Source organism: Agrococcus sp. ProA11, assembly GCF_039880525.1.
GTDB classification, from domain to species: Bacteria; Actinomycetota; Actinomycetes; order Actinomycetales; family Microbacteriaceae; genus Agrococcus; species Agrococcus chionoecetis.
This window is the reverse complement of sequence record NZ_CP156989.1, coordinates 2,334,544-2,349,205: the sequence shown is the minus strand read 5'-3', so window position 1 is coordinate 2,349,205 and position 14,662 is coordinate 2,334,544. Positions and strand designations below refer to the sequence as shown.

The 14,662-nt window shown below is 72.7% G+C and carries 13 protein-coding genes and 1 tRNA gene; 11 read left to right on the top strand and 3 right to left on the bottom strand.

What is annotated here, in order from left to right; translation table 11 throughout:
• Nucleotides 1-116: 116 nt before the first annotated feature.
• The 3 genes from ABG090_RS11245 to ABG090_RS11235 all read left to right on the top strand — a co-directional run bounded on the left by ABG090_RS11245 (nt 117) and on the right by ABG090_RS11235 (nt 4,276).
• Entirely contained in the window at nt 117-2,990 is a 2,874-nt protein-coding gene (locus ABG090_RS11245) for a cell wall-binding repeat-containing protein (RefSeq protein WP_347754586.1), read from the top strand.
• A gap of 82 nt (nt 2,991-3,072) precedes the next feature.
• A complete protein-coding gene (locus ABG090_RS11240; protein ID WP_347754584.1) occupies nt 3,073-3,585 on the top strand; it encodes an amino-acid N-acetyltransferase in 513 nt (170 codons plus the stop codon).
• 25 nt (nt 3,586-3,610) lie between these two features.
• Nucleotides 3,611-4,276 carry a hypothetical protein gene (locus ABG090_RS11235; protein ID WP_347754583.1) on the top strand — a complete coding sequence of 222 codons (666 nt, stop codon included), beginning with the start codon at nt 3,611-3,613 and terminating at the stop codon, nt 4,274-4,276.
• A 16-nt stretch (nt 4,277-4,292) separates the two neighbouring features.
• Here ABG090_RS11235 and radA read toward each other — a convergent pair whose 3' ends face one another.
• Nucleotides 4,293-5,654, bottom strand: coding sequence for a DNA repair protein RadA (radA, locus tag ABG090_RS11230; protein WP_347754582.1), 1,362 nt, complete (start codon nt 5,652-5,654; stop codon nt 4,293-4,295).
• A 153-nt stretch (nt 5,655-5,807) separates the two neighbouring features.
• Here radA and ABG090_RS11225 point away from each other — a divergent pair, with 153 nt between their 5' ends.
• Together ABG090_RS11225 and ABG090_RS11220 are read left to right on the top strand one after the other, a co-directional pair.
• On the top strand, nt 5,808-6,329 hold the full coding sequence (locus ABG090_RS11225) for a GNAT family N-acetyltransferase (RefSeq protein ID WP_347754581.1): 522 nt from the start codon (nt 5,808-5,810) through the stop codon (nt 6,327-6,329).
• 34 nt (nt 6,330-6,363) lie between these two features.
• Nucleotides 6,364-6,451 (top strand) — tRNA-Ser (locus tag ABG090_RS11220).
• Between the two features lie 52 nt (nt 6,452-6,503).
• Here the strand turns inward: ABG090_RS11220 and ABG090_RS11215 are convergent.
• Both ABG090_RS11215 and ABG090_RS11210 read right to left on the bottom strand, forming a co-directional pair.
• A complete protein-coding gene (locus ABG090_RS11215; RefSeq protein WP_347754580.1) occupies nt 6,504-7,190 on the bottom strand; it encodes a LysR family transcriptional regulator substrate-binding protein in 687 nt (228 codons plus the stop codon).
• A 38-nt stretch (nt 7,191-7,228) separates the two neighbouring features.
• Nucleotides 7,229-7,855 carry an alpha/beta fold hydrolase gene (locus ABG090_RS11210; RefSeq protein WP_347754579.1) on the bottom strand — a complete coding sequence of 209 codons (627 nt, stop codon included), beginning with the start codon at nt 7,853-7,855 and terminating at the stop codon, nt 7,229-7,231.
• Between the two features lie 66 nt (nt 7,856-7,921).
• On the opposite strand from ABG090_RS11210, the gene ABG090_RS11205 reads away from it, so the two are divergent.
• From ABG090_RS11205 to ABG090_RS11180, 6 genes are all read left to right on the top strand, one after another.
• Entirely contained in the window at nt 7,922-9,157 is a 1,236-nt protein-coding gene (locus tag ABG090_RS11205; RefSeq protein ID WP_347754578.1) for a hypothetical protein, read from the top strand.
• Nucleotides 9,158-9,204: 47 nt separating this feature from the next.
• Entirely contained in the window at nt 9,205-9,744 is a 540-nt protein-coding gene (locus ABG090_RS11200; protein ID WP_347754577.1) for an NUDIX hydrolase family protein, read from the top strand.
• Nucleotides 9,744-10,244: a hypothetical protein gene (locus tag ABG090_RS11195; RefSeq protein WP_347754575.1), complete on the top strand. Its 501-nt coding sequence runs from the start codon at nt 9,744-9,746 to the stop codon at nt 10,242-10,244. The genes ABG090_RS11200 and ABG090_RS11195 overlap by 1 nt, the downstream gene beginning before the upstream one ends.
• Nucleotides 10,241-11,299: an L-glyceraldehyde 3-phosphate reductase gene (gene mgrA, locus ABG090_RS11190; protein WP_347754573.1), complete on the top strand. Its 1,059-nt coding sequence runs from the start codon at nt 10,241-10,243 to the stop codon at nt 11,297-11,299. The genes ABG090_RS11195 and mgrA overlap by 4 nt, the downstream gene beginning before the upstream one ends.
• 422 nt (nt 11,300-11,721) lie before the next feature.
• A complete protein-coding gene (locus ABG090_RS11185; RefSeq protein ID WP_347754572.1) occupies nt 11,722-13,224 on the top strand; it encodes an MFS transporter in 1,503 nt (500 codons plus the stop codon).
• Nucleotides 13,225-13,298: 74 nt separating this feature from the next.
• Nucleotides 13,299-14,657: an MFS transporter gene (locus ABG090_RS11180; RefSeq protein ID WP_347754570.1), complete on the top strand. Its 1,359-nt coding sequence runs from the start codon at nt 13,299-13,301 to the stop codon at nt 14,655-14,657.
• Nucleotides 14,658-14,662: the final 5 nt, after the last annotated feature.

Here is a 14,662-nt window from a genome sequence, read left to right as displayed (position 1 = left end):
TCACCCGCTGTTCACCTTCCGGAGCGGATTGGGACTTCCTCAGTAGTGGGGAACTGCATAGGCTCGGGGCACTGCGCCTCGGCGCCCAACTCACATCCCATGCATCGGAGACTCACGTGAAGAAGCATTCGAAGCGCAGCGTTGCGCTCGGCGCCGCATGCGCCGTCGGACTCGGGGCGCTCGTCGCCCCGCAGGCCGCGGTCGCGACCGGCCCGGACGACGCCGCCGCTGCCGTCGGCGACACCGCCGTCATCAACCTGCTCCACATCAACGACTTCCACGGCCGCGTCCAGGGCCCGCTGACCGTCAACTTCGCGGGCCTCGTCGAGGACCTGCGCAGCGACCACCCCGGCAACTCGCTGCTCACCGGCGGCGGCGACCTGATCGGTGCCTCCAACTTCACCTCCGGCTCGCAGCAGGACGTGCCGACGATCGACGTGCTCAACGCGCTCGGCCTCGACGCGTCGACGGTCGGCAACCACGAGTTCGACCAGGGCGTCGCCGACCTCACCGACCGCGTCATGCCGCTCGCGGAGTGGACGTACCTGTCGGCGAACGTCACGCTCGACGGTGCCCCCATCGGTCCGTCCTACGTCACCTACGACATCGACGGCGTCACCGTCGGCGTCGTCGGCGCCGTGACCGAGGAGACCCCCTCCCTCGTCTCGCCCGGCGGCATCGTGGGCGTGGAGTTCGCCCCGGTCGCCGCGACCATCAACCGCGTCGCTGCGGAGCTGAGCGACGGGAACCCGGACAACGGCGAGGCCGACGTCGTCGTCGCCGAGCTGCACGACCACGGCCTCGACTACGAGGCAGAGTTCTCCGGCGATGTCGATGTGGTCTTCAACGGCCACACCCACCAGGCCTACGCCGAGATGCGGCCCATGCCGGGTGCGCCTGGCGCCACGCGACCGTTCGTGCAGTCGGGCGAGTACGCCGGCCACGTCGGCCAGGTGGTGCTCGAGGTCGACACCACGACCGGTGCGATCACGACGCTCACTGCGACCAACCACGCGACGCCCAACACCGATGGCTCCGCGTACATCGCGGAGTACCCGCGGGTCGCCGAGATCGCCGAGATCGTCGATGAGGCCGAGGCCGAGGCGGCCCTGGCCGGCAACGTGCAGGTCGGCACGATCAGCGCCGACATCACCGTGCCGCTGGAGGATCGCGGCAATCGCGCCGAGGAGTCCACCATGGGTGAGCTCGTCGCGACGATGTACCGCGACCAGGTCGCGCCCGAGTCCCGCGGCGGCGCCGAGATCGGCATCGTCAACCCCGGCGGGCTCCGAGACAGCCTGCTCTACGAGGCCGCAGAGGGCGTCGGCGAGGACACCGACGGCATCGTGCGGCTGGCCGAGGCCAACGCCGTGCTGCCCTTCATCAACAACCTGGGCAGCATGACGCTCACGGGCGCACAGCTCGACCAGGTGCTCGAGCAGCAGTGGCAGCGCAACTCGGATGGCACCACCACCGGCATCTCGCGTCCGTACCTGCAGCTGGGCCTGAGCGACAACGTCACCTACGTCTCCGACCCGAGCCGCGCCATGGACGACCGCGTCAGCGACATCCGCATCGACGGGGAGCCCGTGGCAGCGGATGAGGAGATCCGCGTCGCCAGCTCGTCCTTCCTGCTCGATGGCGGCGACAACTTCTGGACCTTCCAGGATGGCGCCGACCGCCGCGACTCCGGGCTCGTCGACCTCGACGCGTTCACCGCGTTCCTGGGCGACAACCCGGGCATCGGGCCGGACTGGTCGGTCAACCACGTGGACGTGACCGACCTGCCCGACGCTCCCGTCGTGGAGGGCACCGACGTGACGATCCAGGTCGACCAGATCGACCGCATCCGCTCCACCGGCGCCGAGGCGTCCGAGACGCTCGAGGTGCGCGACACCGACGGCATGGTGCTCGGATCGGCCGACGTGGTCGTCAACAACGACGGAGCCGGCACGCCGCTGACGACCTCGGCAGAGGTCACGTTCGACGTGCTCGTTCCCGGCGGCGCGGGCAGCGAGCCCGCTCCGGCGACGTTCGTGCTGCACGCGGACAACGGCACCGAGATCCCGTTCGAGGTCGACGTCGTCTCGCCGACCGACCGCATCGCGGGCGCGAACCGCTTCGAGACCGCCGTGGCGATCTCCGAGTCCGGCTACCCCTCGGGCGCGCCGGTCGTCTACGTGGCCAGTGGTGAGGTCTGGGCTGACGGGCTGACCGCCGGTCCCGCCGCCGCACACGAGGGCGGTCCGCTGCTGCTCGTGCGCAAGGGCGAGGCCCCGGAGGTCGTGCTCGACGAGATCGCGCGGCTCGGTGCCGAGCGCGTGGTGATCGTCGGCGGACTGCCGTCGGTCGGTGCTGACGTCGAGACGGCGATCGCTGCCATCGACTCGGTCGACATGATCGATCGACTGGGCGGCGCGAACCGCTTCGAGACCAGCAGGCTCGTGGCCGAGTACGCGTTCGAGTCGGCCGACGGCGCATACGTCGCCACCGGCACGCGATTCCCGGACGCGCTCTCCGCTGGCGCCGCCGCGGGTCACCTCTCGTGGCCGCTCGTGCTGATCGACACCCGTGACGAGGTCCCCGCGGCCACCGTCGCGGCGCTCGACGACCTGGGCGTCGAGCGGGTGCGCATCGTCGGATCGACGCACGCGGTGCCGTCGTCGAACGCGGGCGAGTTCGTCGACGCCGGCTTCGTGGTCACCCGTCATGGCGGAGTCAACCGGTTCGCGACGAGCGCGCTCGTCACGGGCTCGGCGTTCGACTCGGCTCCTGCCGGCGCCTACCTCGCCTCCGGCGTGCTGTTCCCCGACGCGCTCGCGGGCAGCGCGATCGCGGGCGCGCAGGGGGCACCGCTGCTCATCACGCAGCAGGGCTGCGTGCCGGAGCCGGTGCTGGACATGCTCGATGAGCTGTCGCCGGCGTCGATCACGCTGCTCGGCGGCGCACCGTCGCTGAGCGTGGAGGTGGCTCGCCTGACCGGCTGCTAGCAGCCGATCGCGCGAAGGGGCGGGGCTTCGGCTCCGCCCCTTCTGCATGCGTGCGGCGGCGCGGGGCGTAGGCTCGTGATCCATGAGTGCCGACGCAGCAGCGATCACCGTGCGCCCCGCCCGCACCAGCGACGTGCGCGGCATGCAGGCGCTCATCGAGCCGTACGTGCGACGACGGATCCTGCTCGGCAAGGAGCTCGTGACGCTCTTCGAGGCCGTCCAGGAGTTCGTCGTCGCCGAGCGCGACGGGCAGCTGGTGGGCTGCGGCGCGCTGCACGTCATGTGGGAGGACCTGGGCGAGGTGCGCACGATCGCCGCGGCGGAGGGCGCGCTCGGCAGGGGCGTCGGGCACGCGATGCTCTTCGCGCTGGAGGAACGCGCGCGGACGCTCGGGCTGGAGCGGCTCTTCTGCCTCACCTTCGAGACCGACTTCTTCACCCGCAACGGGTTCGAGGAGGTCGCCGAGCAGGTGGTGGAGCCCGAGGTCTTCGGCGAGCTGCTGCGCTCGCAGGACGGCGGCGTGGCCGAGTTCCTGGATCTCGCGCACGTGAAGCCCAACACGCTCGGCAACACGCGCATGCTCAAGCGCCTGTGAGCCTGCGCTCGCCTACCCTGGTGCAGTGAGCAAGCAGATGTCGTCGGCCAAGCGCCGCGCCGCCGTGCGCAGGCGCCGCACGCTGCTGGGCCTGCTGCTGATCATCGTGCTCGCGGCCGTCGCGCTGCTGCTGTGGAAGCCCTGGGCGACCACGCAGGCGCCCACCGATCCCGCGCCGACCGTGCCCACCGACGCACCCGCCGGGTCGGCGACCCCGGAACCGGAGACGAGCCCGACGCCCACCCAGCCCTTCACGCCGATCGGCGGCGACCCGACCGCGGGCTCGACCGAGCCTTGCGACGCCGGCAGCATCCGCCTGACGCCCGGCACCGATCGCACGACCTACGCCGAGGGTGAGCCGGTGCAGTTGTCGTTCACGATCGAGAACACCGGCGACGCCGCATGCTCGCTGAACGCCGGCACGAGCGTCCAGGAGTACGAGATCCGCACGGGCGACGAGCTCGTCTACCGCTGGTCGGACTGCGCGGCGGACGTGCAGGACAACGTCGTCGCGCTCGAGCCCGGCACGCCGCAGTCGACCGTGCCGATCGAATGGGATCGCACCCGCTCGTCGTCCGACACCTGCACCGCGGAGCGGCCGCAGGTGACCGCCGGCGGTGCCGCCTACAACCTCAGCGTGCGCGTGGACGACTACGCCAGCACCGAGAGCCGGCAGTTCATCCTCGAGTAGGCGTGGCCGCTCGGGCTCAGAAGTCGGGGACCGCCACGGGCCTCGGGCCCGGCGCGGACTCACGGCGGCCCTGGCTGATCGCCTCCGGGATGGCGTTGCGCACGAGCGCCACCGTCTCGTCGATCACGCGCGCGTAGCCGAGGCGCCGAGCCTCCGTGACGCGGCGGGCTGCCGCCGAGGCGGCCCGGATCTCGCCCGCGAGCGAGATCTCCCCGATGGCCGCCAGCCTGCCGGGCAGCGCCACGTTCTTGTCGGCGCTCGCGATGGCGAGCGCGATGGCGAGGTCGGCGCCGGGTTCGGTGAGCTTGATGCCGCCGACGGTCGAGACGTAGACGTCCTTCGCACCCAGGTGCAGCCCGGCGTGACGCTCGAGCACCGCCAGCACCATCGCCACGCGCGAGGCGTCGACGCCGTTCACCACACGCCGCGGCTGCGGGGTGGATGCTGCGACGACGAGCGCCTGCACCTCCACCGGCAGCGCACGACGGCCCTCGAGCGCGACGGTCACGCAGGTGCCGGCGAGCGGCGTCGCCGAGCGCGAGAGGAACAGCCCGGACGGGTCCGGCACCTCGGCGATGCCGTCGCCGGTCATCTCGAAGCAGCCCACCTCATCCGTCGGCCCGAAGCGGTTCTTCGAGGTGCGCACGAAGCGCAGCGCCGTCTGCCGGTCGCCGTCGAAGTGCGCGACGACGTCGACGAGGTGCTCCAGCACGCGCGGGCCGGCGACCGAGCCATCCTTCGTCACGTGCCCGACGAGCAGCAGCGGGATGTCGGCGGCCTTCGCCGCGCGGGTCAGCGCCGAGGCGACGTCGCGCACCTGGCTGGGCCCGCCGGCGAGCCCATCGTTGTCGGCATTCGCGACGGTCTGCACCGAGTCGACGATCACGAGCTCGGGCCTGGTGTCGCGCACCTGCCCGAGGATCGTGGCGAGATCGGTCTCGCTCGCGAGGTAGAGCTGCGGCTCCAGGGCGCCGGTGCGCTCGGCACGCAGGCGCACCTGCCCGAGCGACTCCTCGCCGGAGACGTAGAGCACGCGCCTGCCTGCCGCGGCGGCCTTCGCCGCCACCGCGAGCAGCAGCGTCGATTTGCCGACCCCTGGCTCGCCCGAGCAGAGCACCACGGCGCCCGGCACGATGCCGCCGCCGAGCACCCGGTCGAACTCGGCGATGCCGGTCGGCCAGCGCGGCGCATCCGTGGCCTGCAGCTCGGTGATGGGGCGGGCGGCGCGCGAGGCCGGCACGGCACCGGCGCTCACCCGTGCTGTCGAGACACCGACCTCCTCGATCGTGCCCCACCGTTGGCACTCGCCGCAGCGCCCGACCCATTTCAGGGTCGTCCAACCGCACTCGGAGCAGCGGAACGCGGGTGCCTTGGCCATGCTTTCGAGGCTAGCGGCGACCGCTGACGCGCCGCGGCCGCCCGGCCGCACATGTCAGCGGTGCTGCGGCATCGGCTACCGTGGCCACATGCGCAACGTTCGCACCGACATCTCGCACCCCCGTGTGCGCGGCGCCGTGGCGGGAGAGCGCGCATGACCGCGAACATCCGAGACGCCACGGTCGACGACGTCGCCGGCATCGCGAGGGTGCGTGTGGAGACCTGGCGCGCCGCCTACGGCGGGCTGGTGCCGCAGGACATCCTCGACCGCATGGATGTCGAGCGCGAGACCGCGCGCCGCATGGAGCACTGGGACGACATGCACGCCGATCCGCGGTGCCACGACCTGGTCGCCGTCGCCGACGGCGAGGTGGTCGGCTGGGCCATGTGCGGGCCCGCGCGGGATGCGGATGCGCCCGCGACCGGCGAGGTCTACGCGATCTACGCGCACTCCTCGCGGTGGTCGCGCGGCGTGGGGCAGGCGATGCTCTCCGAGCTGGAGCGTCGGCTGATCGGCGACGGCCACACGACCGCCTACCTCTGGCTGCTGCTCGGCAACGAGCGCGCGGAGCACTTCTACGAGGCGCACGGCTGGCATGCCGACGGCGGCGAGAAGACGCACGAGGGCCTGGTGGAGCAGCGGATGATCCGGCAGCTGGGCGTGCAGCCGGTTTGAGCCATGGCCCGAGCCTCGTGTACGCTCTCCCCTTGGTGACGTGTCCGAGCGGCCGAAGGTGCGACTCTCGAAAAGTCGTGTAGGGCAACCCCCTACCGTGGGTTCAAATCCCACCGTCACCGCCGAACCGCGTCCTTGCTCTCGCCAGCAAGGGCGCGGTTTTTGTCTGCCCGGTCAGCGCCGACCCCCGGGTCCGGGGCGACCCGAGCGGCCGGGGCCCCCGCGGCGGCGCGGGCGGTTGGCCGTCGGCTTCGGCTTGGGCTTCGAGGGTCGCGGCTTCGCGCCCGTGGCGGCATTGCCCGGCTCGACCGTGTGCTCCCGGTCGCCGCGCGACGAGCCCGCCCGGCGGCCTCGCGCGATGCCGATGAACTCCTGGTGCAGGGGCGAGTCCTCCGACTGCAGCCAGACGAGGGCGATGGTCGTCTCGGGCCGGTCGGTCACCACCCGGCTGCGCGTGTCGGGCCCGCCGAGCGCCCGCGCGACCGACATCGGCACGATCGCGATGCCCGCGCCCGTCGCGACGGTCTCGAGCAGCTGGGCGAGGGTCATGGTGCCCTGGTCGAGCATCGCCTCGCCCTCGAGGTCGGCGCTCGTCACCGCCTCGAACGCGACGATCGGATGCCCCTTCGCGGCGACCGCCACCGGCAGCTCGTCATAGAGCCGCACCACGTGGAGGTCGTCGCCGGCGATCGGGAGCCGAGCGAGCACCGCATCTGCGCGTCCCTCCCGGAGCGCGGCCACCGGATCCGCCTCGTCGATCTGCACGAGCACGGCCGGCACGTCTGGCACCCGCTCGCGCCACACGCGCAGCCACTTGGCCGGGGTCACCCCCGGCACACCGCCCAGCCTGAACCGCTCCACGCGCCCAGTCTGCCGTGTCGGGGAGGTCGGATCGCGCGCTACACCCGCTGGAGGAACGCGACGACGTCGTCGAGCTCCTCGGCGATGATGGTGTGCGGCCGCTCGTAGGTGCGCCGCTCGACGTCGAAGTGCGCGTCGAGCCACGGCGTGGAGCGCGCGATCTTGTCCGGCTGGATGATGTCGTCGAGCGTGCCGATGGTGGTGAGCAGCGGGATGCGCGGGCGCCGCGCCGCCAGTGCCGCGTCGCCCGGTGCGTCGCCCGCGTGCACGAACGAGGCGAGGTGCGTGATCGACGCGAAGCGCTCCGGTGCGAGGCGAGCCAGCTGCACAGCCATCGCGCCGCCCTGCGAGAAGCCCAGCAGGTGCACGCGGCGGTACGGGCCGTCCAGTCGGTCGAGCCAGCCGAGCACCGCAGTCGCCGCCTCATCGATGAGCGCCTGGTCCTCGCTGTCGACCGCTGAGAAGTCGAACCACGCGAAGCCGCCGCCGTAGGGGATCGGCGCGCGCAGCGACGCGATCGTGAGCGACGCGGGCAGGTGCGGGGCGAGGCCGAAGAGGTCGCCTTCGTGCGAGCCGAGCCCGTGCATGACCACGAGCAGCTCGCGCTCATCGTCGGCGGCCGTGCCGTCGCGCCAGCGCACGACATCCGCATCGATCTGCAGCATGGGAGCCCCTCTCCGGCGGCGTCGATCGAGCATCGGCCGCCTCTCCGAACACCGTAGCCTCGAAGCATGACGAACACCTCGGCGACCACCAGGGTGCTGCGCACCGCCGGCGCTCCGGCGCGGCGCGACCGGGCTGCCCCGAGCCGCCGTCGCGGGCGCGCCATCGGCCGCGTCGTGTCGCTCGACGCCGCGCGCGGTGTGCTCGTGCTCGGCACCGTCTTCTGGCTCGCCGCGCCCCGCAGGCCGTTCCCGGTCTCCGAGGGCTGGGGCACGATCGGCCTCGACGCCATCGCCATGCCCGCGTTCGCGGTGGTGCTCGGCTGCGCGTTCGCGATGGGGCAGCATCGCGGCTGGATGAGCGGCGGCCGCGTCATGCGTCGAACGCTCCTGCTGCTGCTCGCCGGCCTCGTGCTCGCGGCGGCCGCGGCGCTCATCGGCGGCGCTGCCGCCGGCATCCCCTTCGCGCCGGACGCGGGCACCCTCGGTGGGCTCGAGCGGATGCGCGTGACCGGCCCGCTGCTGCAGCTCGCGGTCGCGGTCGCCGCGCTCGGCTTCCTCGGGCTCCTTGCGCGCAACTGGTCCGGCTGGGCGTTCACCGTCGCCGTCGCATCGGCGATCGGCGCGGGAACGCTGTGGCTCACCACCGGGCTCTGCGGCGAGCTCAGCGACCGCTGCACGCCGGCGACGCTGCTCGTCACCGGCGTGGCGGATGCCGCCGGCTCGACGGCCGACCCCCTCATCACCGCGGGCGTCACCACTGTGGTCGCCGGACTTGGCCTCGCGCTGCCCGCGGCGGCCGGAGCGGCGCTCGTGCACGCATTCCTGCGGGCACGCAGCGTCACCCACCATCAGCGCGGCCGCGTCATCGGCTACGGGCTGCTTGCCGCGCTGCTGTTCGCCGTGCTGGGGATCCTCGCCTACTTCACCCCCACGGTCTGGGGGCAGCAGGCGCTCGAGCCCACGACCGTGCTGTGGACGCCGCCGCTCACCCTCGCGGTCGCGACGCTCGCCAGCCTGCTCGCGACCGCCATGCATCCGGCGATCGACACCGACCTGCGGGGCGGCACCTCCGCGCTCGGCGTCTTCGCGGAGCCCTTCGCCGCGGTCGGCCGCATCAGCCTGCTCGCCGTCGGCACCACCCTCGCCGCGCGCACGCTGCTCGACGCCATGACGCCGAGCCCGGTCTCCTGGTTCGCGTCGCTCGGCGACATCCCGTCCATCGCGCTGGGCGCCATCGTCGTCGCGCTGTGGCTCGCGATCGCGCTCTGGGCAGACCGCGCGGGTCGCCGGCTGCGGCCCTGAGCGTCGGTCTCCCAGCGGGGGCACGCGCGGACGGGCAGAATGGGGCCATGGCCGTGCGCACCCCTGACCCCAATCCCGGCTGGCTGAGCGATGATGAGCTGCAGCAGGCCAGGGAGCGGATGCCGATCCTCTACGTGGAGGCCCTTCCCGTGCGACTCGACGGCCTCGGCCAGGTGACCGAGGTCGGGCTGCTGCTGCGCATGAACGCGCAGAGCCAGATGACGCGCACGGTCGTGTCGGGGCGCGTGATGCGCGGCGAGCGAGTGCGCGATGCGCTCTACCGCCACCTCGAGAAGGATCTCGGCCCGATGGCGTTCCCGCAGCTGCCCGCCGACCCGACGCCCTTCCACGTCGCCGAGTACTTCCCGCTGCCCGGCGACGGCATCTACTCCGACGATCGGCAGCACGCGGTCTCGCTCTGCTACATCGTGCCCGTCACCGGCACGTGCGATCCGCGCCAGGACGCGCTGGAGCTCACCTGGCTGAGCCCCGAGGCCGCGGCGTCCGAGCTGGTCACGAGCGAGATGGAGGGCGGCCGGGGTGCGCTCGTTCGGGCGGCCCTCGCCCGCCTGGGAGCGCTGCGCTGATGAGCGTCGACTACCAGGTGACCCTCGAGTGGGGAGCTGCGGGCCTGCATGCCGCCTCCGCCGACGTCATCGTGCTCGCCGATGCGGACCGCGGCGCGGAGACCGCCGAGCTGCTGCGGCTCGCGCCGCGCACCGCGCTGGTGCTGGAGGCGACGCTGGAGAACGCCGACCTGATCGCGCGCGCCGCGCTCGACGAGCAGGAGCGGCGGGGCGACCGAGCCTCGGTCGCCATCATCGCCGCCGGGCAGCGCTGGCCGGACGGCTCGCTTCGGCCGACCGCCGCCGACCTGCTGACCGCCGGCCGCGTGGTCGACGCGCTCGCCGAGCTGGGCATCGACTTCCACAGCCCCGCGTGCGCCGCCGCCTGCGCCGCAGCGGTCGCACTCCGCGGCGCATCCCGCACCCTGGTCGCCGCCGAGGCGGCGGCTGCCGCGACGCCCGCGACCGACGCGGGCACCGCATCCGACACCGCCCCCGAGCACCCTGGAGCACCCCGATGAGCTGGACCGCCGACCCCGCCCGCTACGACACCGACCGCCCCGACGCGATGCAGTACCGCCGCGCGGGCCGCTCCGGCCTCAAGCTGCCCGCGCTCACGCTGGGCCTGTGGCAGAACTTCGGCGACGACGCCCCGCTGGAGCGCCAGCGCGCGCTCGTGACGACCGCCTTCGATCGCGGCATCACGCACTTCGACCTTGCCAACAACTACGGCCCGCCCTATGGCGCGAGCGAGCGCAACTTCGGCCGCATCATGCAGAGCGACCTGGCGGCCCACCGCGACGAGATCCTCGTCACCACCAAGGCGGGCTGGGACATGTGGCCGGGGCCCTACGGCATCGGCGGCAGCCGCAAGTACCTCATCGCCAGCCTCGACCAGTCGCTCGAGCGCATGGGCCTCGACTACGTCGACATCTTCTACCACCACCGTCCCGACCCCGACACGCCGCTCGAGGAGACCATGGCGGCGCTCGACCACATCGTGCGCACCGGCAAGGCGCTCTACGTGGGCGTCTCGAGCTACTCGGCGGAGGAGACGCGCGAGGCACACGAGATCCTCGCCGGGCTCGGCACGCCGCTCACGATCCACCAGCCATCCTACTCGATGCTCAACCGGTGGATCGAGACTGATGGTCTGCTCGACACCGCAGGCGAGCTCGGCATCGGCGTGATCGGCTTCACCGCGCTCGCGCAGGGCCTGCTGACGGGCAAGTACCTCGACGGCGTCCCCGCGGACTCGCGCGCCGGTCGCGGCGGCGACGGCGCCTCGGTGGACCCGAACGTGTCTGCTGAGGCCACCCGCCGCATCCGCGGGCTCGCCGGCATCGCCGAGCAGCGTGGGCAGTCGCTCGCGCAGCTGGCGCTGTCGTGGGCGCTGCGCGATGAGCGGATGACGTCGCTCACGATCGGCGCGTCCCGCGTCGAGCAGCTGGAGCAGAACCTCGGGGCGCTCGCGGCCGCGCCGCTGAGCGCCGACGAGTTCGCCGCCATCGACGAGTTCGCGGGCGACGAGCCGGGCGTCGACCTCTGGGCCGCCGCCCGCGACTCCCGCTCGTAGCGCCCCCGCTCCCACCCTCCCTTCGCTCGCCCCGCCCCTCCCGCCCGCCCGCCACGTCCCGCCCCCTCGCCCGCCGCGCCCGCCCCGCAGCGCGACCGGTACGGAACGGTCGCCTCCCGCGCCGTTTCGCGACCACTTGGTACCGGTCGTTCGACGCACGCGGATGCGGTGCGCGCGACCGGTACCGAACGGTCGCCTCCCGCGCCGTGTCGCGACCACTTGGTACCGCTCGCTCGGCGCGCTCGGATGCGGGGCGCGCGCGGGTGCGGTGCGCGCGACCGGTACGAAACGGCCGCCTCCCGCGCCGGGAGGCGACAAGTTGGTACCGGTCGGGCGCGGGGCGCGGCTGGGGCGCGGCGCGGCTGGGGCGCGCGACGCGAGGAGGGCTGTTGCGCGGCGGGCCGCCTCGGTAGCGTCGTGGCATGGCTCCCGTGGAGCCTCGCTCGGCTGGGCGCAGCCAGGGCGAGCGCATGTTCCTGCACGTGCTGGGCAACACGGCGCTCGCGAACGTGACGACCACGTACATGTGGTTCGCGCTGACGTTCTGGGTCTACCTCGAGACCCGCAGCGTGCTGGCCACCGGCATCATCGGCGGCGCCTACATGCTGTTCATCGCATTCGGCAGCATCCTCTTCGGCTCGATCGTCGACCACCATCGCAAGCTGCGGGTCATGCTGCTCTCGGGCACGATCACGTTCGCCGCCTTCACGGTCGCCGGCGCGATGTACCTGCTGCTGCCGGAGCCCGTGCTGCTCGACCTCGCGTCGCCGTGGCTGTGGCTGTTCATGGCGATCATCCTGGTGGGCTCAGTCGTCGAGCACATGCGCAACATCGCGCTCTCGACCACCGTCACGATCCTCGTCCCGGACGAGCGGCGCGCCAACGCCAACGGTCTGGTCGGCACCGTGCAGGGGCTCGCGATGATCGTGACGAGCGTGTTCTCGGGCCTCTCGATCGGGTTCCTCGGCATGGGATGGACGATCGCGATCGCCATCGGCATGATCGCCCTGAGCCTCGGCCACCTGATGACCCTGCGGATCCCGGAGGATGTCGTCGCGGTCGACCCTGACGACGAGGCCCGTGGCATCGACCTGCGCGGCTCGATCCGCGCCGTGCTGGCGATCAGCGGGCTGTTCGCGCTCATCATCTTCTCGACCTACAACAACCTCATCGGCGGCGTCTACATGGCGCTCATGGATCCCTACGGCCTCGAGCTGTTCGACGTGCAGACCTGGGGCCTCGTCTTCGGTGTCGGATCGACCGGCTTCATCGTCGGCGGGCTGCTCGTCGCGAGGTTCGGGCTCGGCGCGCGCCCGATCCGCACGCTGCTCATCGTGGTGGCGATCATGGGGGTGATCGGCGCGCTGTTCACGATCCGCGACTGGTGGTGGCTGTTCGCGCTCGGGATCTGGGTCTACATGGCGCTCATCCCGGCCGCAGAGGCCGCCGAGCAGACGATCATCCAGCGCGTCGTGCCGCTGCCCAGACAGGGGCGCGTGTTCGGATTCGCGATGGCGTTCGAGTCCGCGGCCGCTCCCGTCACCGCGTTCCTCATCGCGCCGCTCGCCGAGTTCGTCATCCTGCCGTGGGCGCGCTCGCCGGAGGGCGCTGCGGCGCTCGAGCCCGTGCTCGGCACCGGCATCGCGCGCGGCATCGCACTGGTGTTCCTCTGCGCCGGCGCGCTCATGGTGCTCGCGGCCGGGCTCGCCTTCCTCACCAAGTCGTACCGCCGCATCAGCGACTCCTACGAGACGAGCGCTCCGCGACGGGCGCCGGCAGCCGCTGACGACGTGCCGGGCGCGCCCTCGGCGGCGGCCGCGCCGGCGGCGAAGGGCGGCGTGACCGACGCGGGCGGCGCGGCAGCGGACGATCGATCGCCGCACGGCGGGGTCGACGACGACGCGCTGCCGGAGACACGCGCATAGCAACCCACGCGAGCTCGTGAGCACGAGCCGAGACATGGCACGGTGCTTCCGGATCGTGTGGCGTCGTCGGGGCGATGGCCGAGTTCACGGCAGGATGCATCCATGACGATCGCGGCGGGGAGTCGAACGCAATGACGTCGCTGTACTCGAAGCTCATCAAGGGCGAGGGCAGCGACGACGACGTCGTCGCCCCGGCCAGGCCGCACATCGCCAGCAACGGGATGCGACAGATGGTCGCGCAGGCCCTGCAGAGCATCGGCGATCAGGTCGTCAACGCGAAGACGGTGCTGCCCTGGCTGCTCACCGCGGTCGGCGCACCCGGCGTGCTGCTGGCGTTCCTCGTGCCCATCCGCGAGTCCGGCTCGATGCTGCCGCAGGCCGCGCTCACCCCGTGGCTCCAGCGGCTCGCGGCGCGCAAGTGGGCGTGGGTCGGCGGCGCCGCCGCGCAGGCGATCGCCGCGGCCGCCATCGCCGTCTCGGCGCTCACGCTGCGCGGGTGGGGCGCGGGGGCAGCGATCCTGGCCGCGCTCGCGGTCTTCGCGCTCGGTCGGGCGCTGTGCTCGCTGGCCAGCAAGGACGTGCTCGGGCGCACGATCCCCAAGGGCGAGCGCGGGCAGATCACCGGCATCGTCACCGTGCTCGCAGGCGGCGTCGCGCTCGTGCTCGGGCTGAGCCTGGAGGTGTGGGGCGGCGATGTCGGCGCCGACCTGCTCGCGGCGCTGCTGCTCGGCGCCGCCGCCGCGTGGGTGCTGGGCCTCATCGTCTACGCGTCGATCCGCGAGCCGGAGACCGATCCCGGTGCATCGACCGAGGGAGCCAGCTGGCTCGGACGGTCCTGGCAGCTGCTGCGCCACGACGGCACGTTCCGCCGCTTCGTGCTGGTGCGCGCGCTGCTGCTCGTCTCGGCGCTGAGCCCGCCCTTCGTGGTCGCGATCGGGGTGGCCAACCACGGCGGCGACCTCACCGGCCTGGGCCTGTTCGTGATCGCGCAGGGCGTCGCCAACGTGCTCGGCGGCCGCGCCTTTGGGCGCCTGGCCGACCGCTCCTCTCGACTGCTGATGGTGTGGTGCGCGGTCGGAGCGTCCGCGTGCATCGTCGCGTTCCTCGTGCTCCTGCAGGTGCCGGCCGCTCGCGACTCCGAGTGGCTCTACCCGGTGACGTTCCTGCTGCTCGCGTTCGTGCACCTCGGCACGCGGCTGGCGCGCAAGACCTACGTCGTCGACATGGCCGAGGGCGATCGGCGCACGGAGTACGTGGCGGTGGCGAACACCGCGATGGGCGTGCTGCTGCTCGCGGCCGGCGCGCTGACCGGCGTGCTCGCGCTCTGGGGCAATGAGTGGGCGCTGGTGCTGCTCGCCGCGCTGGGAGTCGCCGGCGCCCTGATGGGCAGGTCGCTGCCGGAGGTGAGTGCCGGGAACTCGCGAGCGGAGTGAGCCCG